The 21,863-nt window shown below is 33.0% G+C and carries 19 protein-coding genes; 14 read left to right on the top strand and 5 right to left on the bottom strand.

Annotated features, from left to right (window positions below):
- Window positions 1-131: 131 nt before the first annotated feature.
- From MW871_RS00515 to panC, 5 genes are all read right to left on the bottom strand, one after another.
- Entirely contained in the window at window positions 132-542 is a 411-nt protein-coding gene (locus MW871_RS00515) for a hypothetical protein (RefSeq protein ID WP_188049154.1), read from the bottom strand.
- Window positions 543-768: 226 nt separating this feature from the next.
- Complete coding sequence (radA, locus tag MW871_RS00510; protein WP_210644990.1) at window positions 769-2,130, bottom strand: DNA repair protein RadA; 1,362 nt, start codon at window positions 2,128-2,130, stop codon at window positions 769-771.
- On the bottom strand, window positions 2,130-3,278 hold the full coding sequence (locus MW871_RS00505; RefSeq protein ID WP_210644988.1) for an alpha/beta hydrolase: 1,149 nt from the start codon (window positions 3,276-3,278) through the stop codon (window positions 2,130-2,132). Before MW871_RS00505 ends, radA begins: the two co-directional genes overlap by 1 nt.
- Window positions 3,279-3,504: 226 nt before the next feature.
- A complete protein-coding gene (panD, locus tag MW871_RS00500) occupies window positions 3,505-3,855 on the bottom strand; it encodes an aspartate 1-decarboxylase (protein WP_188049151.1) in 351 nt (116 codons plus the stop codon).
- 14 nt (window positions 3,856-3,869) lie between these two features.
- Window positions 3,870-4,718, bottom strand: a complete 849-nt coding sequence (gene panC, locus MW871_RS00495) for a pantoate--beta-alanine ligase (RefSeq protein WP_248427211.1) — start codon at window positions 4,716-4,718, stop codon at window positions 3,870-3,872.
- A 108-nt stretch (window positions 4,719-4,826) separates the two neighbouring features.
- Between panC and MW871_RS00490 the strand changes: the two genes are divergently transcribed.
- From MW871_RS00490 to bioA, 14 genes are all read left to right on the top strand, one after another.
- Window positions 4,827-5,633, top strand: coding sequence for a glycogen/starch synthase (locus tag MW871_RS00490; RefSeq protein ID WP_248427210.1), 807 nt, complete (start codon window positions 4,827-4,829; stop codon window positions 5,631-5,633).
- Window positions 5,634-5,653: 20 nt separating this feature from the next.
- The gene (gene bamH / locus MW871_RS00485) at window positions 5,654-7,312 is read left to right on the top strand and encodes a BamH family beta-barrel-assembly machinery protein (RefSeq protein ID WP_248427209.1); all 1,659 of its coding nucleotides are present in this window, start codon (window positions 5,654-5,656) and stop codon (window positions 7,310-7,312) included.
- 9 nt (window positions 7,313-7,321) lie between these two features.
- Entirely contained in the window at window positions 7,322-9,169 is a 1,848-nt protein-coding gene (gene glmS, locus MW871_RS00480) for a glutamine--fructose-6-phosphate transaminase (isomerizing) (RefSeq protein WP_188049147.1), read from the top strand.
- 350 nt (window positions 9,170-9,519) lie between these two features.
- A complete protein-coding gene (locus MW871_RS00475; RefSeq protein WP_248427208.1) occupies window positions 9,520-12,333 on the top strand; it encodes a TonB-dependent receptor in 2,814 nt (937 codons plus the stop codon).
- Window positions 12,334-12,364: 31 nt separating this feature from the next.
- On the top strand, window positions 12,365-13,927 hold the full coding sequence (locus MW871_RS00470) for an SGNH/GDSL hydrolase family protein (RefSeq protein ID WP_248427207.1): 1,563 nt from the start codon (window positions 12,365-12,367) through the stop codon (window positions 13,925-13,927).
- 263 nt (window positions 13,928-14,190) lie between these two features.
- Complete coding sequence (atpD, locus tag MW871_RS00465) at window positions 14,191-15,702, top strand: F0F1 ATP synthase subunit beta (protein ID WP_188049144.1); 1,512 nt, start codon at window positions 14,191-14,193, stop codon at window positions 15,700-15,702.
- A 47-nt stretch (window positions 15,703-15,749) separates the two neighbouring features.
- Window positions 15,750-16,031 (top strand): F0F1 ATP synthase subunit delta/epsilon, encoded by a 282-nt coding sequence (locus MW871_RS00460; protein WP_188049143.1) that lies wholly within the window; start codon window positions 15,750-15,752, stop codon window positions 16,029-16,031.
- Window positions 16,032-16,300: 269 nt separating this feature from the next.
- On the top strand, window positions 16,301-17,440 hold the full coding sequence (locus tag MW871_RS00455; protein WP_248427206.1) for an aminotransferase class I/II-fold pyridoxal phosphate-dependent enzyme: 1,140 nt from the start codon (window positions 16,301-16,303) through the stop codon (window positions 17,438-17,440).
- 162 nt (window positions 17,441-17,602) lie between these two features.
- Window positions 17,603-17,797, top strand: a complete 195-nt coding sequence (locus MW871_RS00450; RefSeq protein ID WP_188049141.1) for a hypothetical protein — start codon at window positions 17,603-17,605, stop codon at window positions 17,795-17,797.
- A 56-nt stretch (window positions 17,798-17,853) separates the two neighbouring features.
- Window positions 17,854-18,729: a TraB/GumN family protein gene (locus MW871_RS00445; RefSeq protein ID WP_248427205.1), complete on the top strand. Its 876-nt coding sequence runs from the start codon at window positions 17,854-17,856 to the stop codon at window positions 18,727-18,729.
- A gap of 7 nt (window positions 18,730-18,736) precedes the next feature.
- On the top strand, window positions 18,737-19,240 hold the full coding sequence (locus tag MW871_RS00440; protein ID WP_188049139.1) for an RNA polymerase sigma factor: 504 nt from the start codon (window positions 18,737-18,739) through the stop codon (window positions 19,238-19,240).
- Complete coding sequence (locus MW871_RS00435; protein WP_248427204.1) at window positions 19,230-19,844, top strand: hypothetical protein; 615 nt, start codon at window positions 19,230-19,232, stop codon at window positions 19,842-19,844. The genes MW871_RS00440 and MW871_RS00435 overlap by 11 nt, the downstream gene beginning before the upstream one ends.
- 55 nt (window positions 19,845-19,899) lie before the next feature.
- Window positions 19,900-20,520 (top strand): dethiobiotin synthase, encoded by a 621-nt coding sequence (bioD, locus tag MW871_RS00430; protein ID WP_188049137.1) that lies wholly within the window; start codon window positions 19,900-19,902, stop codon window positions 20,518-20,520.
- 69 nt (window positions 20,521-20,589) lie between these two features.
- Window positions 20,590-21,861, top strand: coding sequence for an adenosylmethionine--8-amino-7-oxononanoate transaminase (gene bioA, locus MW871_RS00425; protein ID WP_248427203.1), 1,272 nt, complete (start codon window positions 20,590-20,592; stop codon window positions 21,859-21,861).
- Window positions 21,862-21,863: the final 2 nt, after the last annotated feature.

The following is a 21,863-nucleotide window of genomic DNA, read 5'->3' as shown; positions in this document are numbered from 1 at the left end:
TATTTTATCAATTTAAAGACAAGAAAACAAATTTAGATAAATAAGTTTTAAACTTTTTTAAATTTTAATTATTAACACAAAAAAGCCGCAACGTTTGATTGCGGCTTGCCTTTTTGATGAAATCAATTGGTTTATGGAGTATAAAAGTGCTTAACTTTTGCAATAATTTGTTTCAAAGTCATGTTCTCTGCTGCTTCAACAGCTTTTAATTTACCATTAAAAATTGACTTTTCTTCTTGGATTTTCTTTTCTAATTTAGTTTTTGTTTCTGCTGGACCAAAAATATAAATTTCGTCGCAATCTTTTATTGTTGCGCTAACTTCCTTAAGATACGCATTGGTTTGATGTTTTATTCTTTCGTCAAATGTGTTTTGAGAATCCATATGTTGGTTACCAAAAAAACTACCTTTATCTCCTTCTTTATCGTGATAAACACGGTTTTCTAAATCAGACTGAAGTGTTGTTGTTTTTTCTATTCCTTCTTCCAGAATTACAATGATTGCTTTTGTGGAGTCAATCCAAATACCCGCTTGCTTTTTCATTACTTATTGCTTTATGAAATTAGATAATTTTTTCTTTAAAGAAATTATGAATCTATAACTTTCTAGCAAGCGTTTGTTTATGAGAATGTACTTTTTTAAGTTGCGCTGCAAGCAAAGATTCGTTACATAAAGGTAAACTATTAAAATAAGTATTATTTGCTATTTAACATGTAAATAACTTATAATCAGTATTTAGGGTTTGTTTGGTATTTTTTTAGAATTAGTTTTATCCAAATAATTCTGCGGCTACATCTTCGATTTTTGCCACTAATCGAACTGTAATGCCACTATTTTTAAGTGCTATTTTATTGTATTTAGAAACAAAAATGGTCGAAAATCCTAACTTCTCTGCTTCCTGAATGCGTTGATCTACTCGGTTCACCGGACGTATCTCACCAGAAAGCCCCACTTCTCCAGCAAAACAGAAATCTTTATTAACAGCAATATCTTCATTTGAGGATAAAATAGCAGCAACAACGGCCAAATCGATAGCAGGATCATCTACAGAAATTCCGCCGGTTACATTCAAAAATACATCTTTGGCACCCAATCTAAAACCGGCTCTTTTTTCCAAAACGGCCAAAATCATGTTTAGTCTTTTGGCGTTATAACCAGTGGTGCTGCGTTGCGGTGTTCCGTAAACTGCCGTGCTTACTAAAGCTTGAATTTCTATCATCAAAGGACGCATTCCTTCAAGTGTTGACGCAATTGCTGTTCCAGAAAGTTGCTCGTCTTTGTGAGAAATTAATATTTCTGATGGATTAGAAACTTCACGCAAACCACTTCCTAGCATCTCATAAATTCCTATTTCGGCCGTCGATCCAAATCGGTTTTTTAAGGAACGGAGTATTCGGTACACATGGTTCCTATCGCCTTCAAACTGAAGAACCGTATCAACCATATGTTCCAATATTTTTGGGCCCGCGATCGTTCCATCTTTAGTGATATGTCCAATAAGTATCACAGGAATGTTAGTCTCTTTTGCAAATTTTATTAACTCTGCCGTAGTTTCTCTAATTTGAGAGATACTTCCAGCAGTAGATTCTATATAATCTGTATGTAAGGTTTGAATGGAATCGATAATTACTATTTCAGGCTGAATAGCTTCAATTTGCTTAAAGATATTTTGAGTTTTAGTTTCGGTTAGAATATAGCAATTGGCGCTGCTTGGAGTAATTCTTTCGGCACGCATTTTTATTTGTTTCTGACTTTCTTCTCCAGAAACATATAGTGTTTTATAAGGTAGTTTTAAGGAGATCTGAAGTAAAAGGGTACTTTTTCCAATGCCAGGTTCTCCGCCCAAAAGGATAAGCGAGCCCGGAACAATCCCGCCACCAAGAACTCGATTTAGTTCTGCGTCGGTAGTGTCCATTCTTATTTCTTGAGCAGAATCTATTTCATCAATTCGTAATGGTTTTGGAGCTTTACTATTCGCAGAACTCTCACTTTTCCAAGCAGTTTTTTCTTGCTTCTGAATAATTTCTTCGGCAATAGTATTCCACTCCTTACACGAATTGCATTGTCCTTGCCATTTGGCATATTGAGCGCCACAATTTTGGCAGAAAAAAGTTGTTTTTACTTTAGACATTATTTTTTGGGTATTTGACTTTTCATTAGGTCATAATTGTCAAGCATCATTTGTTTAGTTAAGTCGCTGATTTCTTCAGATTGTGAAGCACTCAAATAATATTTTGCTGCTTTTTTTGGATCTTCCATTTTCTCGAACATCAATGCTAATTCATAATCTCCTAGCATTGATTTAGGATAATACTTGTTGGCTACTTCTGCTAATTTATCCAATTCAGAATAAGCTTTATTTTTTATAATCGCTGCTTCTATTGCTTTAAAATCATTTAAACGAATAGGAAGTTTTATACCGGTGTTTTTATACAAAACGTCATATTTATTAACTAAATAATCTACATATCCACTTTCTAATACTACTATTTTTTCTGCATAATCAGTAGATGTGATGGGTCTGTAATTTTGAAAAATATGATACAACGCATTTGGAATTGAAGGTAAAACCATCGAATAATGAGAAGCTCCTTTTATTACATCTAATTTATAATTTAATTGCGGATTAGTAACTAGTTTTATACTTGCGTCTAACTCTTGTACGGATTTTTGTATTTTCTTTAAATCTCCTTCGCCATACGATTGGTAATAATAAATAGGTCTCTTAAGTTTTTTAAGTTGCTCTGGAATTCTGATTTCCATTTCTGTTGCTAATTCAGGGCTTAAAGAGATATAAGCATCAAAAATAGGATTGTCTTTATAGAGGAAAAAGTTTAAGAAACCTGCTGTTATATCATGACCTGCAATGATACGGAAAGGTGCAACTGGATATTTTTTTTCAATAAAAGGGAGTAATTCTGCTCCTAGAAATTCAAAAAAACGTGCGCCTTCTCTAGTAGGAACGCCATCTACTGGATCGTAAAAGGAGTCATTGGTTCGTTCGCCATTTTTATTTTGGCTAATACCGATTACTATAGTTTCTGGTAAATCATCCCAATACGCTCCGTAATTCAGATCGCCATAAAAAGGATCAAACAAGTAATCTCCATCGAGTAAAATGACTAATGGATATTTTTTATTTGGGTTTTTCTCAAAAGAAGCGGGAAGACCAATCGTTATTTCTCGTTTGGTTTCTAAAACTTTAGACTCAAATTCAATTATGGATTTTTGTGAAAATAGAGAAACAGAAAAGAGTAATAATAGTATTGTTTTTTTCATAGTTTGTAAGATTTTGATCTTTTTTGATTGCTAGATTAGTGGTAGCAATATAATCTATTATTTTATTTTAATATAAAACTTATTGGGTATTCACAAAATGTCATTTCTAGGTTTTAGTTTTGCAAATAAAAGGCCACTGAATTTCTATTTTAAAGTATAAAATAGAGAATCAGTGGCTTGAATTTTAAACTGCTCTTATAAAAGACTAAAGAGTTTTATAAGACTATTAGGTTAGCGAGTTATCCTTTTCATTTGGAAAAATAACCCATGGCTTGAATGTTTTAGCTTCTTCAAACTCCATAGTTGCGTAAGAGATGATAATGATTACATCATCTTTTTGAACTTTTCTAGCCGCTGGACCATTCAGAGTTATTGTTCCTGAATTTTTCTCTCCTTTTATAGCGTATGTTTCAAAGCGTTCGCCGTTATTGATATTTACAATAGAAACTTTCTCTCCCTCTATCATATTAGAAGCCTCTAATAATGCTTCGTCAATAGTAATACTACCGATATAATTAAGATCGGCACCGGTTACTTTAACACGATGAATTTTTGATTTTAAAACTTGAATTTGCATGGTACAAAAGTAAATTAATTTAATGAAATAGTATCTATTAGGCGGATGTTATTGACTAATACGGCAATAAAAGCTCTGTATTTTTTATTTTCTATTTTTTCTGTGCAAGACAAAAGGGTTTCTTCATCTGCTATTGTAAAATATTCTAATTCAAAATGAGCATCTTTTTTTAAATAATCGCTTACCCATTCAGAAATTTCTTTTGTGGTTTCTGTTTTAAATTTCTCTTTTACAGCACTCAGTATTTTATAGATAATAGCAGCATCTTCTCTTTCTTTATAGGATAAGCGCTCATTTCTTGAGCTCATAGCAAGGTGATTCTCTTCTCTAAAAATTGGGCATCCAATGATTACTACTTTTAAACCATTTTTAGCGACCATTTTTTTTACAATTTGTAATTGCTGGAAATCTTTTTCTCCAAAATACGCTTTTGTGGGTGCTACAATTTCAAAAAGGCGTTTTACTATTGTGCCAACACCATCAAAATGTCCCGGTCTAAATTTACCTTCCATTTGGTTTTCTAAACCGTCGAAATCAAAATTTTGTGAAACGACTTTTCCTTCGTAAATGTCGTCTACAGAAGGAGCGTATAATATAATTGAAGGATCTAAATTATCTAATTTTTTTATATCGTCTTCTAAAGTTCTAGGATATTTAGCTAAGTCTTCAGGGTTATTAAATTGCGTTGGATTAACAAAAATACTTACCACTGTATTGTCGTTTTCCAATAATGATTGCCGCATTAAAGCCAAATGTCCTTGATGCAAAGCACCCATGGTTGGAACAAATCCAATAGTAGAATCAGGTGTTTTAATCGATTTCAAATGATCCATTAAAGTTGCTTTTCCGTAGAAAATAGGCATGGCAGTATTATTAAAATTAAATGCAAACTTACTATTTTAGTTAATAACTGCATAAATTTTTGTAATTTTGCTTGGTTTTTATTGCCAATAAATTAAGCAAATTATAATATGAAAGATAAGAGGATATTATATGTATCATCTGAAGTGGTACCTTATCTCGCTGAAAACGAGGTCTCTTTAATGTCTTATGACGTTCCTAAAATGATTAATGACCAAGGTGGACAGATACGAATTTTTATGCCTAGGTATGGAAATATTAACGAGAGAAGACACCAATTACACGAAGTAATTAGACTTTCGGGAATGAATTTGGTTGTAAATGACTTGGATATGCCATTGATTATTAAAGTAGCTTCTATTCCTAAAGAAAGAATTCAAGTTTATTTTATTGATAATGATGAATATTTTAAAAGAAAAGCAACTTTTACAGATGAAGAAGGTGTAATGTTCCCAGATAATGACGAACGTGCTATTTTCTTTGCAAAAGGTGTGGTTGAAACAGTTAAAAAACTGAATTGGGTTCCGGATATTATTCATGTTCATGGATGGATGGCGGCTATGTTGCCTATCTATATGAAGCATTTTTATAAAAACGAAGCTCTGTTTTCTGAAACTAAAATTGTCACTTCTGTTTATTCTCCCTCTTTTGAAGGGACTTTGAATATGGGAATGATTAATAAAGTAAAGTTTGATGGAGTTCCCGCAGAAGCAATAGCTGATCTAGAAGTGCCAAACTACGAAAACATCTTAAAAGCCTCTATTAGTCATTCTGATGCAGTTATTATTGCCTCAAATAACGTGCCTTCAAGTTTAACAAAATTTATAGAATCTTCGGGAAAACCTTTTTTACCTTTCGGCTCGAAAGATGCTTTCGCCGAAGCGTACACTAATTTCTATAGAGACCAAGTTCTTTAAATTAAACTTTTTTGATAAATATGTATAATAATTCTTTTTTTAAGAAAATTCTTTTAGTAGCGACTGTTTTTGTTTTGTATTCCTGTGATAAAGATTACAATGAAGTTGGTGGCGATATAATTGGTGGAAATAATTTTAATTTAGCAAGTACCACATATAGTGTTTTAGGTTATAATCTAAAAACAGGTCCGATTCAATCTAATAATCTTGATGTAAATCCGTTAGGTATTTATAATAATCCTGTTTTTGGTGAGACAACTGCAAATTTTAATACGCAATTGGCTTTGTCTTCTTTTGTAACTTCAATTGGTGCTAGACCTTATGTAGAAAGTGTAGTTTTGACAGTTCCTTATTATATTGATGAAACTAAAACAAAAACCAATGCTAATGGCAGTCATGTTTATGTTCTAGATTCTATTTATGGTCCACAGATGGCTAAAATGAAATTAAGTGTTTATGAATCTGGATATTCTATGGTAAATCCGGGACCTATTACAGGATATCAGGAACAAACTTTTTTTACAGATCAAAATGATTTATTTGATACTAAAAAAGAACCAACTGTATTAAATGATAGTGATGATGATTCTCAGAATAATGAATTTTTCTTTGATTCCTCCGAAGATGTTGTAGATGTCAAAGATTCTTTGACAGGTGTAAAGACTACAAAATATATTGCACCTGCAATGAATTTGAATTTAAACAAAGCCTATTTTAAAACTAAAATTTTAGACGCTATCAGTTCAGGTAAATTGGCCTCTAATGAAGCTTTTAGAAATCATTTTAAAGGGCTTTATTTTAAAGTTGAGAAATCAGGATCTAGCGCAGGAAATTTAGCCATGCTTAATTTTAAAGCAGGTAAAATAACAATTACCTATAATCAAGATTTGGCTTCCACTACTGGTGGTGCTCCAACTCGTGAAAAGAAAACTATTGTTCTTAATATGTCTGGAAATACAGTAAGCTTACTGAAAAATGATTATACTGTTAGTGGATCTGCGTATAATAGTTTGCCTAGTGTTGGTGACAACGTTGCGGGAGATGAGCGTTTGTACTTAAAAGGGGGACAAGGTTCCGTTTCTGTTTTAGAATTGTTTGATAAAAAAGATATAAAGGGATATGATAGTAATGGCAATCTAACTTCTGGTCCAAACGGAGTTCCAGATGAATTAGATGATTTGAGAAATCCTGGTAAGGGTAAAAAAGTTTTAGTTAATGAAGCTAATTTAGTTTTTCACATCGATGCTAGTGCTATGACTGGTGCTGATGAACCACAGAGGGTTTATTTGTATGATTTTAAAAATAATCGTCCAATAATTGATTACTCTGATCCAACTTCTAATGTTAGTTTTCCTAAAAAATCTAAAGTGGTTTTTGGAGGACTTTTAAAATTGGATGCGACTACTAAAAGAGGTTCTACTTATAAAATTAGAATTACAAATCAAATTAGAAATTTGATAAACAATAAGGATTCTACTAATGTTAAATTAGGCTTAGTAGTTACTGAAAATATTGCAAATACTGTTTCATCTAAACTTAAAACGGCTAATTCTTTTATTTCACAAGCACCAAAAGCTTCTGTAATGAACCCTTTAGGGACCGTTTTATACAGCGGAAAATCTACCGTTCCAGATGAAAAAAGATTAAAATTGGAGATTTATTTTACAAAACCAAATTAAAAGAAATTTATGTGCGGAATCGTTGGATATATTGGATATAGAGAAGCTTATCCTATTGTAATAAAAGGATTGAAAAGACTAGAGTATAGAGGATATGATAGTGCTGGTGTCATGTTGTATGATGGTCTTGAAATGAAAGTTGCTAAAGCGAAAGGAAAGGTTTCAGATCTTGAAGAAAGAGCTGAAAAAGAAATCACGCTTAATGGTACTATTGGAATTGGTCATACACGTTGGGCTACACATGGTGTTCCCAATGATGTTAATTCACATCCTCACATTTCAAATTCAGGTGATTTAGCTATTATACATAATGGAATTATTGAAAATTATGCACCTCTAAAAGCAGAATTAATAAAAAGAGGTTATGTGTTTCATTCTGATACTGACACTGAAGTTTTAGTTAATCTTATTGAAGAAGTTCAGAAAAAAGATAATTTGAAATTAGGAAAAGCAGTTCAGGTAGCTTTAAACCAAGTGGTTGGAGCGTATGCGATTGCTGTTTTTGATAAAAAAACACCTAATGAGATTGTTGCCGCACGTTTGGGTAGTCCTTTAGCAATTGGTATTGGAGAAGGAGAGTATTTTATCGCCTCTGATGCTTCGCCATTTATTGAATATACTTCAAATGCGGTATATCTTGAGGACGGAGAAATGGCAAATATTAGGTTACACAAACCTATGAAAGTGCGTAAAATTCAAGATGATTCTTTGGTTAATCCTACAATACAAGAGCTACAAATGAATTTGGAGCAAATTGAAAAAGGAGGTTACGACCATTTTATGTTGAAAGAAATTTATGAGCAACCTAGTGTCATTAAAGATACTTATAGAGGTCGTCTTCATGCCAATGAAGGTTTAATTCAAATGGCAGGTGTTGAAGATAATTTAGAGAAATTCTTAAACGCAGAAAGGATTATTATTGTTGCTTGTGGTACTTCATGGCATGCTGGCTTAGTAGCCGAATATATTTTTGAAGAATTTACTAGAATTCCTGTAGAGGTAGAGTATGCTTCTGAATTTAGATATAGAAATCCAATCATAAATAGAAATGACGTTGTTATTGCTATTTCTCAATCAGGAGAAACGGCAGATACTATGGCTGCAATTAAACTAGCAAAAGAAAATGGAGCTTTTGTTTTTGGAGTTTGTAATGTAGTAGGGTCTTCTATTTCTAGAGAAACTCATGCAGGTGCTTACACGCATGCTGGTCCAGAAATAGGTGTTGCATCAACAAAAGCATTTACCACACAAATTACAGTTTTGACAATGATTGCCTTGCGTTTAGCAAAAGCAAAAGGGACTTTGTCTACTTCGGTTTTTCATGCTTATTTAAATGAGCTTGAAATTATTCCCGAAAAAGTTAAAGAAGCTTTAGAAACTAATGAAAAAGCAAAAGAAATTGCTGCTGTATTTAAAGATGCGCCTAATTGTTTGTATTTAGGAAGAGGTTATAATTTCCCTGTTGCTCTTGAAGGTGCACTTAAATTAAAAGAGATCTCTTATATTCATGCGGAAGGTTATCCTGCTGCAGAAATGAAACACGGACCAATTGCATTGATTGATGAGCTTATGCCTGTTATTGTAATAGCGCCTAAACAAGGACATTATGATAAAATCGTGAGTAATATTCAGGAAATTAAATCTAGAAGTGGAAAAATCATCGCTGTAGTAACGAAAGGGGATACTCAAGTCCGTGAATTGGCAGATTATATTATTGAAATTCCAGAAACATCGGATGCCTTGTCTCCTTTGATTACAACTATACCTTTGCAACTATTATCTTATCACATAGCGGTAATGAGAGGCTGTAATGTAGATCAGCCTAGAAATTTAGCTAAATCAGTTACTGTAGAGTAACACGTTTTATATACTACTTATAATCAAGCCTTGAGGATTTTCTCAAGGCTTTTTTTTTTGCTTAAAACTTTGATTTCTTTGTAAAAGAAACGTTAATTATGTTGGTTATATCACTTTTATCATATTTTTAGAAATTAATAATTTTTTTGATATATGTGTATTTTTTATATGCACGCATAGTGGTATTTTGCCGTTTTGATAGTATTCTCTAAAATAGAGGGTTAAAATTAATTGTATAATATGTATAAATGGTGTGAATTAACTATCAAAAATGAGATATTTAAACACTTTTTTTATTAATATCAAAAATATTTGTACTTTGGCGTGATAAACCAACAAATTATAACCAAATGAGAGTGTATTTACTTTTTTTGTCTTTGTTTTTTTGCAGTCTAACTTTTGCGCAAAATACAATTACAGGTTTTGTTACCGATAGTAACAACCAACCTATTCCTGGAGCCAATATTAAAGTCGTTGGTGATTCGTCAGGTACTGTCGCCGATTTTGATGGTTCTTTTAAGTTACAATCCTCAAAAAAACTTCCGTTTGTCATTGAGGTAACTAGTGTTGGTTTTGGATCTAAAAAAGTTACTATTTCTTCGGCAAATCAAAAGGTTTCTGTACAACTTTTAGATGAGGAAAACAAATTAGATGAAATTGTAGTGTCTGCTTCGAGAACTCCAGAAAGAGTAATTGAGTCGCCTGTTACTATCGAAAGAATGGGAATTGCAGATATAAAAAAATCAGCTTCTGCTACTTTTTATGAAGGACTGGAAAACTTGAAAGAAGTTCAAATGAATACGAGTAGTTTGACTTTTAAATCCATTAACACTAGAGGTTTTGCAACGGTAGCTAATACCCGTTTTATGCAATTAGTAGACGGAATGGATAACTCTTCTCCTTTATTAAATTTTGTTTTAGGTAATATGATAGGTGTTTCTGAAATTGATGTTCAGAGCGTTGAGTTGTTGCCTGGTGCTTCTTCTGCTTTGTATGGTGCAAATGCCTTTAATGGTATTTTGTTTATGAATAGTAAAAGTCCTTTTACAAGTCAAGGAATTACCGCTTATGCTAAATATGGACAGACTGTTCAAAATGCGGCAGGAAGTAATGACTATGTTGATTACGGAATTAGAATTGCACATGCTTTTAGTCCAAAATTCGCTGCTAAAGCGAACTTTACTTATATGAGAGGTACGGATTGGTATGCTACTAATTATAAAGATAAAACAGTTGTAGGAAGAGATAGGAGTAATCCTAATTATGACGGGATAAATGTGTATGGTGATGAAGTGAGTACCAATTTAAAAGGAGTTGGGCAATCATTGGCAGCGTTAGGTTTAATTCCCGTTGGAGCTATAAATCTTTTGCCAGATTATAACGTGAGCAGAACAGGATACGATGAAACCAGCTTGACAGATAATAAAGCGAGTAATACCAAAATTGACTTTTCTCTTCATTATAAACCTTTTGAAAATGATTTCGAAATTATTTGGCAAAGTAAATTTGGTTACGGTAACGCGGTTTATCAAGGGGCTAATAGATATTACCTAAATGATTTTTTTATGCAACAACATAAATTAGAATTAAAAGGGAAAAACTTTTTTGTAAGAGGGTATACTACCAATGAAGATGGAGGAAAATCATACGATATGCTTTTTACAGGTATTAATGTAAACAGAGTTTGGAAAGATGATAAGACATGGTTTGGTCAGTATGCGGGTCAGTATGTAACATCTACATTAGGGGGTGCAACTCCAGAACAAGCGCATATCGCAGCAAGAAGTGTAGCAGATACCGGAAGGTTGATTCCTGGAACAGCTGCATTTAAAAGTGCATTTAATAGTGTAATTAGTGAAGCGAGTGTGCTTTCAGGTTCTAAGTTGGTTGACAATTCTAAAATTTACCACACTGATGTAAATTATAATTTTAAAGATTTAATTGATTTTGCAGAAATTCAAGTTGGTGGTTCATACAGAGAGTATGAGTTGAACTCTCATGGAAGAATTTATACCGATGCTAATGGCCCGATACATTATAATGATTATGGTGCATACACACAATTGACAAAAAAGTTATTAGATGATAGATTGAAATTTACGGGTTCTGTGCGTTACGATAAATCTAAAAATTTCGATGGTAATATTTCGCCTAGATTATCACTGGTTTATTCGGGTGGTGAAAACAAGAAGCATAACTTTAGAGCCTCTTATCAAACAGGTTTTAGAAATCCATCAACTCAAGATCAGTACATTGGTTTTAATGTAGGAAATGCAGTTTTATTAGGATCTGCCCCTGATAACTTAACCAGGTACAGTGAAACATTACCCGTTTCAACAGCTGTAGGACAGGCGTTTGCTGGATCTGCTAATGTGATTGTTACTGGTCTAAATGCTTATAACAATTCGTATACTGCTTCTTCTGTTGCGGCTTTGAGCGCTTCTGGTAATCCTGCGGTATTGAAAAAAACAAACGTTAATTATGTGAAACCAGAACAAGTAAAGGCTTTTGAATTGGGTTATCGTTCTTTCTTGAATGGTGTTTCTGTTGATTTGAACGGATATTACAATATATACAATGATTTTATTGGTAATTTAAATGTAGTAGCGCCACTTTATGGAACAGCACAAGACGCTCCAAATCCTTTAGCAGGACCTACAAATGCCGGAACTCAATCTATACATGCGCTTCAAAATGGCAATTTCAGAGCTTATCAACTCTATACTAATACCGACGTTGAAATTAAATCAATGGGATTTGGTGTGGGTCTTTCTAAAAAAGTATATAAAGATTTTGAAGTAGGTGTGAACTATAATTATGCAGAATTCAAATTTGATCAAGCTAAAGATCCGAGTTTTGAAGCGGGTTTTAATACACCAAAACACAGAGTAAAAGCATCATTTGGAAACGAAAAATTATTCGATAATTTTGGTTTTAATGTAAGTGGAAGATGGAATAGTGAATATTTATGGCAATCTACGATGGTTGACGGCATGATCGATGCTGCTACTGTAATTGATGCTCAAATTAATTATAACATCCTCAAGTTAAAATCAACAATTAAGTTGGGTGCTTCGAATATTGGAGGTAAAGAATACACTCAGGTATTAGGAGCTGGATTAATAGGACAGCAATTTTTTGCGTCTTGGACAATCAATCCTTAAAAATCAGTCGTTAATAAAAAACACAGAAAAAATGATAAAAAATTTAAAATGGCTACTATTAGTTTCTTTAAGCTTAGTAGCATGTAATAATAATGATGATGATGTGGTTTCGGCTGAAGCAACTGTAGTTCCAGGGTCAGCTAATTTTGCAAAATACGTTGCCTTAGGAGATTCCTTTGCTGCAGGTTATAGTGATGGTGCCCTTTTCATTAAGGGACAGCAGGGTTCTTACGTAAACGTTTTAGCTCAACAGTTTAAATTAGCGGGTGGAGGAGATTTTAAGACACCGCTTACTTCAGACAATAAAGGAGGATTGCTTCTTGGTGGAAATATTATAGCAGGAACCCGTTTGTATTTTAATGGTGTAGGACCGGTTGCTGTAAGTGGTAATCCTACTACAGAAGTGTCAACTCGTATTGTTGGTCCGTTTAATAATTTAGGAGTTCCAGGAGCTAAAAGTTATCATTTAATTGCGCCAGGTTACGGTAATGTAGCTGGAGTAGCCTCTGGAGCTGCAAATCCTTATTTTGCAAGATTTGCAACTACTTCTGGTGCAACGGTAGTTGGTGATGCTATGGTGCAAGCTCCTACTTTCTTTTCTTTATGGATAGGAGGAAATGATGTTTTGGGGTATGCTACCTCTGGTGGTGTTGGTGTAAATCAAACAGGTAATTTAAATCCAGGGACTTATGGAGGGAATGACATTACAGATCCTTCTGTGTTTGCAAGTGTCTATTCGGGTATGGTTAATAGTTTGACAGCTAATGGCGCTAAAGGCGTAGTTGCTAATCTTCCTTATGTTAGTACGCTTCCTTATTTTACTACTGTTCCTTTTAATCCTTTAACTGCAAGTGTTTTAGGTGGAGGCAGTGTTCCGGTTGGTAACGCAACGATTGATGCGCTTAATGCACAACTATACGGCCCTTTGAAAAATGCATTGACATATTTGAATGCAGGTAGTAGGATTAATTTGCTTTCAAAAACAGTTTCTAATCCGTTATTAATTAAGGATGAGTCATTGCCTAATTTATCAGCTCAATTAACTGCTGTTTTAACTGGTGATCTAGGACCTCAAACAGCAGCATTTTACGGAGCTATTTTTGGTCAGGCAAGACAAGCTACAGCTGCAGACTTAGTAGTTTTGCCTGTACAATCTGTTATTGGAACTGCTCCAACAGCTTTAGATTCAGGATTAGGTATGGCTCCTCCGTCTCCATTGAATAAGTTTGGAATTACATTTCCTCTTCAAGACAAACATGTTTTAATACCAGCTGAAGTTGCTGAAATCGTAGTAGCGACAGATGCTTATAATGTAACGATAAAAACAATTGCCGATGCAAAAGGGTTGGCTTTTGTGGACACGAAGACAATTATGAATCAATTGTCATCTGTAGGAATAGTTGGTAATGGATTTACAATGACTTCAACCTACGTAACGGGAGGTTCATTTTCTCTTGATGGTGTTCATCCAAGTCCAAGAGGTTATGCTTTGATCGCAAATTATTTTAGCGCAGCAATCAACACCAAATACGGTTCGACATTGCCAAAGGTTAATTTAGGATTGTATCCAATTTTATATCCAGCTTCATTATAGTAGGTTATCTGTAGTATTTTTGCCTATACCACCCGTTTTTGTAACGTGGTGGTTTTTTTTATTTTACAAATAGAAATGAACGGTTTTGTTATTTAAAATCTGTTTTTATGAAATGATTTAAATTTTCTTTTTTTTATAACAAAAAGATGTTGATTTTTTATTTTAAAAAATTATCTTTGCAAACTGAAAAAAGCATGTAATCGATACGTTTCGGTTGATACTAATTCATAAACCTAAATAGCTATTTAATAAATACATAAGTAATGTCAAAAGTAATAGGAAAAGTTGCCCAAATCATTGGACCAGTAGTTGACGTAGTTTTCAACGGTAAGGATGTTGAACTTCCAAAAATTTATGATTCGTTAGAAATCACAAAAAAAGATGGTACTTTATTAGTACTTGAAGTACAATCTCACATCGGTGAAAATACCGTACGTACCATTTCGATGGACTCAACAGATGGTTTGAGTAGAGGTTATGAAGTAGTTGGAACAGGAAACCCTATCCAAATGCCAGTTGGTGCTGATGTTTACGGACGTCTATTCAATGTGATTGGTGATGCAATTGATGGTTTAGGAAACTTGCCAAAAACAGGTGAAAACGGAATGTCTATTCACCGTCAAGCGCCACGTTTCGAAGATTTATCAACTTCATCTGAAGTTTTATTCACAGGTATTAAAGTAATCGATTTAATTGAGCCTTACTCAAAAGGAGGGAAAATTGGATTGTTTGGTGGTGCAGGTGTTGGTAAAACAGTATTGATTCAGGAATTGATTAACAATATTGCAAAAGGTCACGGTGGACTTTCTGTATTCGCAGGAGTAGGAGAAAGAACACGTGAAGGAAATGACTTGCTTCGTGAGATGTTAGAGTCAGGAATTATAAAATACGGTGATGAATTCATGCACTCTATGGAAAATGGAGGATGGGATTTATCTAAAGTGGATATGCCAGGAATGAGAGAGTCAAAAGCTACTTTCGTTTTCGGTCAAATGAATGAGCCTCCTGGAGCTCGTGCTCGTGTAGCACTTTCTGGATTATCTATCGCTGAGTATTTCCGTGATGGAGCAGGAACTGATCAAGGAAAAGACGTTTTGTTCTTCGTTGATAATATCTTCCGTTTTACACAAGCAGGATCAGAGGTTTCGGCACTTTTAGGTCGTATGCCATCTGCAGTAGGATACCAACCAACATTAGCAACAGAAATGGGTGCGATGCAAGAGCGTATTACTTCTACAAACAAAGGATCTATTACATCAGTACAAGCGGTTTACGTTCCTGCGGATGATTTAACTGACCCGGCGCCAGCAACTACATTTGCTCACCTTGATGCTACAACTGTATTGTCTCGTAAAATTGCTGAATTAGGAATCTATCCTGCAGTTGATCCATTAGATTCAACTTCAAGAATTTTGACTCCACAAATTTTAGGTGATGAGCATTATGACTGTGCACAAAGAGTAAAAGAAATTCTTCAGAAATACAAACAATTGCAAGATATTATCGCAATTCTTGGTATGGAAGAATTATCTGAAGAAGATAAATTATCTGTTTCTAGAGCACGTCGTGTTCAACGTTTCTTATCTCAACCGTTCCACGTTGCTGAGCAATTTACAGGTTTAAAAGGTGTTTTAGTAGATATTAAAGATACTATCAAAGGATTTAACATGATCATTGATGGTGAATTAGATCACTTGCCAGAATCTGCTTTCAACCTTAAAGGAACTATTGAAGAAGCGATCGAAGCTGGAGAAAAAATGTTAGCAGAAGCATAATATTAAAAATGCTTAAAGCCTAAAGCTTAAAGCCTAAAGCAATAAAAATGATTTTAGAAATAGTATCACCAGAAGCAAAATTATTTTCAGCAGAAGTAACTTCGGTTACCTTACCTGGAATTGACGGAAGCTTTCAAATTTTGAATAATCACGCCCCTATAGTTTCAATTTTAGAACAAGGAGTGGTGAAAATTACAGCTTCTAATTTTACTTTTGCAAAAGAAGTAGCAAGTAAATTCACGAAGCTGGATGATCAAAACTATACATTAGCTATCAATTCAGGTACAATTGAAATGAAAGATAATAAAGTTATCGTTTTAGTTGACTAAGACGGTTTATAATTAGTATAAAAGCCAAACAGCAATGTTTGGCTTTTTTTTTTATATAATTTTTACATTTATAATTTATTAGTTTTAAGAAATGATAGCAGCTTAAAATTGGGTTTTTAAATAATTATAATTGAATATTTAGTTGACTTTGCATTCCATTTCAAACTGAAATTATTTATTTGAAAGTAACTTTAATAAATTAAAATGTGTTAAAACTACTTTGTGATAAATGCAATTCACTTGTTAGAAATTTATTATTTTTACAAACTATGAAAAGATTTCCAAAATCAATATCTGATCGATTAACGCAGCGAATTGAATCAAATTCTCTTCGTAAACTAGGTATTCCTAATAATCTAATCGATTTTTCATCCAATGATTACCTTGGTTTAGCAAATTCAGAAATTGTTTTTAATCAAACCCATGAGTATTTGATTCAAAGTAATCTTAAAAAAAATGGTGCTACTGGTTCTAGATTACTTTCTGGAAATCATAAATTATATCTAGAGACAGAGGATTTTATAGCTCAATTTAATCAGTCAGAAGCAGCGTTAATTTTTAATTCGGGTTACGATGCCAATGTTGGTTTTTTTAGCGCTGTGCCGCAACGCAACGATATTATTTTATATGATGAGCTTTGTCATGCTTCGATTCGGGATGGTATTTTAATGTCAAACGCAAAAGCCTATAAATTCAATCATAATGATTTTGAAGATTTGGAGAAAATCATAGTGCGAAATCCCAATGCTACTCTTTATATTGTTACTGAATCCGTATTCTCTATGGATGGCGATTGTCCTAACATGGAAGAATTAGTAGCGCTGTCGGATAAATACAATTGTTTTTTAGTAATTGATGAAGCGCATGCATTAGGAGTTTTTGGAGAAAATGGCGAAGGATTGGTTCAGATGCTTGGATTGGAAAACCACATTTTTGCCAGGATTATGACTTTTGGAAAAGGTTTGGGTTGTCATGGAGCAGCAATTTTAGCATCAGAAGAATTAAAAAGTTATCTCGTTAATTTTGCTCGAAGTTTCATCTACACGACCGGACTTTCTCCGCACGCTGTTGCTGGAATTTTAGTTGCATATAGGTCTTTAGAAAGCGATAAAAAAAGCATTCTAGATTTAAAGCAAAACATCATCTATTTTAATCAACAGCTAGTTTTGATGGGTTTAAAACAGCTCTTTGTTCGCAGTAAATCAGCGATTCAAAGTGCCATTATTCCCGGGAATGAAAACGTAAAAAGGATTGCTGGTGAATTGCAAAAAAATGGTTTTGATGTCAAAGCCATATTGTCACCAACTGTTCCTGCTGGACAAGAGCGTTTGCGTTTTTGTTTGCATAGTTTTAATTCTAAAGAAGAGATCAATCAACTTTTAGAATTACTAGCAAAGATTGTTTTTTAAAACGATTCTTAGCTATGTTGGAACTTATCTATTAGCGATTTTTTCTATAAAATATATTCGCTAAGACCTTTGTTTACGCCTTTATTAAAATAATTTATTCTTTTTTTGTAACGTTTCAATTGTTTGATTACTTACGAGTAGTAATCAAAAATAAATAGTTTTATGAAACCACAATCAATTACTTCAAAAGAAAATTTAGTTAGTTCCTTTTTTATTTTCTTAACCTCTATGGGACTTAGTTTTTCGTTAGTCAACCATTTTATATTACAAAAAGCGAACTTCTCGTTGCTCATTATAATGAGTTGTTTATTTGTAATTTCAGTTGCTTCTTGGCAACGTAAAAAATGGAGCAAATAATTTTTAGGAGTTTTAATCATCAAAAAAATCAATCAACAACTTAATCAATCACAATCATGAAAAATTTATTTAAAGCAACTATTGTAGTTCTTACAATTTTAATTAGTGCAATAAGTAATGCACAACAAACAACTTCTTCTTCTTCTTCTACTTCTGAAAATTCTTTACTTTGGGAAATTACTGGTAATGGCTTAACGAAACCTTCCTATCTCTATGGAACGATTCATATGATATGTGCAGAAGATTATTTTCTATCTGAAAAAGTAAAAAAAGCTTTTGCAAATTCAGAGGAATTAATTTTAGAAATTAACTTATCAGATGCTAAAGAGATTCAAGACATGCAAAAAATGGCAATGGGCAAAGAGTCGTTAAACAAAATATTAAATCCTAATCAATTATTTAAATTAGATCAAATACTGAAAAATACGGCAGGTATGAACATTGACCAAGTGAATGGTTTTAGTTTAACCGCAGTAATGAGTTTGGTTAGCATGAAAGCCTTTGGTTGTAGTGATTTCAAGTTGTATGAAATGGAATTTATGAAATTGGCTAAAAAGAATAATATAGAAATCAAAGGTTTTGAAACGGTAAAGTCTCAGTTAGCCATCATTGATGGTGCTTATACAAACGACGAGATGATTGCGATGCTTGGAGAAATAACACAAAATAACATGTCAAAACTAGTGGATGACTATAAAAACGAAAACATAAGTTTGATGTATGATAAAATGGTAGATAAACAACAAATGAATCAACATACCAAAGAACAAATGCTAGACATTAGAAATCAAAATTGGGTGAAGATTTTGCCTAAACTAATCGATAAAAAGGCAGTTTTTGTGGCGGTTGGTGCCGCGCATTTAGCAGGTGGTTTTGGTATAATTAATTTGCTTAGAAAAGCGGGATATGTTGTGAATCCAATAATGAAATAGTTTTGTTTTGAAAGAAAAAGAGAAGGAGTTTTTGACCCGCATTGAAAAGCATAAAGGAATTTTGTATAAAGTTTCTAAGATGTACATGGATAAACCTGATGATCAGCAAGATTTATTTCAGGAGATTGTTTGTCAGCTCTGGAAGTCATACGATTCGTTCCGTAATGAAAGCCAATTTTCAACATGGATGTATCGTGTGGCAATTAATACCGCTATTGTTTTTTTAAAGAAAGAAAAAAGAAAAGTAGATAAATATGAAATTCCATCTGATAATATAAAAGAGGAAGAGACAGATTCTGATATTAAGGAAAGTCAATTAGATCATTTTTATAAAGCAGTTCAAAAGTTAGAAAAAATTGATAAAGCTATTATTTTCTATCAGTTAGAAGGATTCTCACACAAAGAAATTGGTGAGAACTTGGGAATTTCAGAAGGGAATGCCAGAGTAAAATTAAACAGAGCAAAAGAAAAATTAAAAGAAATTATAAAAAATCAAGGATATGGATTTTAATGACATACAAAAACAATGGAATAACGAAAAGACAGATAATGTCGTTCTTCCAACTAATTTAAAAAAAATAGAAGCCGCTAATACCCCTTTGGATAAAATTAGAAAAAATTTAAAAAAGGAGTTTTTTTATCAAATACTATCAATTGTTTTTACAGGATTTGTGCCCCTAATATATGATTTTCCTAAAGAATTAATTCCTTTGTTTTATCTCTTTTTTAGTCTGTTTCTAGCAATATGCATTTATTATCTGGTAAAATTATACTTGTTTTATGTAAGAATTAGTGCTATTACAATGAAAACTAAAGATAATTTGTATGAAACGTATTTCGATATTAGGTTGAATATGGAATTGTATAAAACCTTTGGATTTGCTTTAATACCTTTTATAATTTTGTCGCTAATAGGTTTTTTATATTATAAGTTTTCAAAAGCGCCAGGCTTTTTAACTTCCGAAATCACTAATTTTCAGATGATAGGTGTTTTTTCGATTGTGGTTTTTAGTTTTCTTTCTATGGGTATTGCACTGGAGGTTTGGGTCAATAGATTTTATGGTAAATACGCCAAACAAATACGTCAAGTTTTAGACGAACTAAAAGAAGAATAATAAATCGCCCATCTTAACGATGGGTTTTTTATTTTTGTACTCAAATAAATAAAAAATGAAACTATTTATAACTGGAATAGGAACTGATGTAGGCAAAACGATTGCCTCGGCGATTATAACGGAAGCATTAGAAGCTGATTATTGGAAACCGATTCAAGCGGGAGATTTAGAAAACTCAGACACTCATAAAATAAAGCGCTATGTATCCAACAAAAAAACTCATTTTTTTGAAAATAGTTACGCTTTAAATACACCCGCAAGTCCTCATTTAGCCGCAGAATTAGATGGAATTACAATTGATTTAAATAACATAATTGTACCGGAGACTCAAAATCATTTAGTGATAGAAGGTGCAGGAGGAATTTTTGTTCCTATAAATAATCGTGATACTATAGTTGATTTAATTCAGCCAGATTATAAAGTCATAGTTGTTTCGCGTCATTATCTGGGAAGTATTAATCACACTTTACTAACTATTGAAGCTCTACAAAATAGAAATATTAAAGTAGCGGGTATTATTTTTAATGGTCAAGAAAATAAAGCATCAGAATCGGTTATTTTGTTTAAAACAGGGTTAACATTTATTGGTAGAATTGAAGAAGAGCCTTATTTTGATCAAAATGTAATTCAATATTATGCTGCTATTTTTAAAGAGAATTTACTAAGACTCGAATAGTAGTTATAGAATTCTCAACTAATTTTATTTGAACGCAAATGAAATTAAAAATCTTATAATTTTAATAGAATGAGTTTAATAGAAAGAGATAGTCAACATCTTTGGCATCCATATACCCAACACAAAACAGCTGCTTTACCAATCGCCATCAAAAAGGGAGAAGGAGCTTTGCTGTGGGATGAAAATGACAAAGAATATATAGATGCTATAGCATCTTGGTGGGTGAATCCCTTTGGGCACTCCAATAAGTTCATTGCTGATGCGATTTACAAACAACTTACAACTTTAGAACATGTTCTCTTTGGAGGATTTACGCATGAACCCGCTATAGTTTTGGCTGAAAAGCTTATTGAAATTTTACCTAAAAATCAACAGAAAATATTTTTTTCAGACAACGGTTCTACAGCAGTTGAAGTAGCGATAAAAGTTGCATTACAATATTTTTTTAATAAAGGAGAAAAGAAAACTACCATTATTGCTTTTGAAAATGCTTTTCATGGAGATACATTTGCAGCAATGGCTGCTAGTGGAATTTCATTTTACACGCAGGCTTTTCAAGGTATGTTTATAGATGTGATACGAATTCCAGTTCCTGTAAAAGGTCAAGAACAAGAAAGTTTTGAGACCTTGAAAAATGTGATTCAGAGCCATAATTGTGCTGGTTTTATCTTTGAACCGCTTGTGCAAGGAGCTGCTGGAATGGTTATGTATGAGCCAGAAGCTCTAGATGAGCTTATTCGAATATGTCGTGTCAACAATGTACTTACAATTGCTGATGAAGTAATGACTGGTTTTGGTAAAACAGGTAAAACATTTGCAATGGATTATCAAGTTGAAATGCCAGATATGATGTGCTTGTCTAAAGCGCTTACCGGAGGTACAATTCCTATGGCAATTACCACTTTTACTCAGGATATTTTTGATGCTTTTTATGATGAAGATATCAATAAAGCTTTGTTTCATGGCCATACTTTCACTGCAAATCCTACCGGCTGCGCTGCTGCTTTGGCTAGTTTGGAGCTGTTGCAAACTTCAGAAATGCAAGCTAATCTGCTGCGAGTAAACAAGAGTCATTTGGCATTTCAAAAAAAGATAGCAAATCATCCTAGAGTTTTGACAACAAGGGTTTTGGGAGTTATTTTTGCATTAGAAATAAAAACAGAGAGCAGCGAAAGTTATTACGGAACATTGCGTAATAAACTATATAATTTTTTTATCGAAAATGGCGTAATTCTAAGACCGGTTGGTAATATTGTTTACATTTTACCACCTTACATTATTTCTGAAAAACAATTGGATAGAATATATCAAGTAATTCAAAATGCTTTAGAATCCGTTTAATT

It is taken from the genome of Flavobacterium pygoscelis, from assembly GCF_023162025.1.
Lineage (GTDB): Bacteria > Bacteroidota > Bacteroidia > Flavobacteriales > Flavobacteriaceae > Flavobacterium > Flavobacterium pygoscelis.
This window is presented reverse-complemented; position numbering and strand designations above follow the sequence as displayed.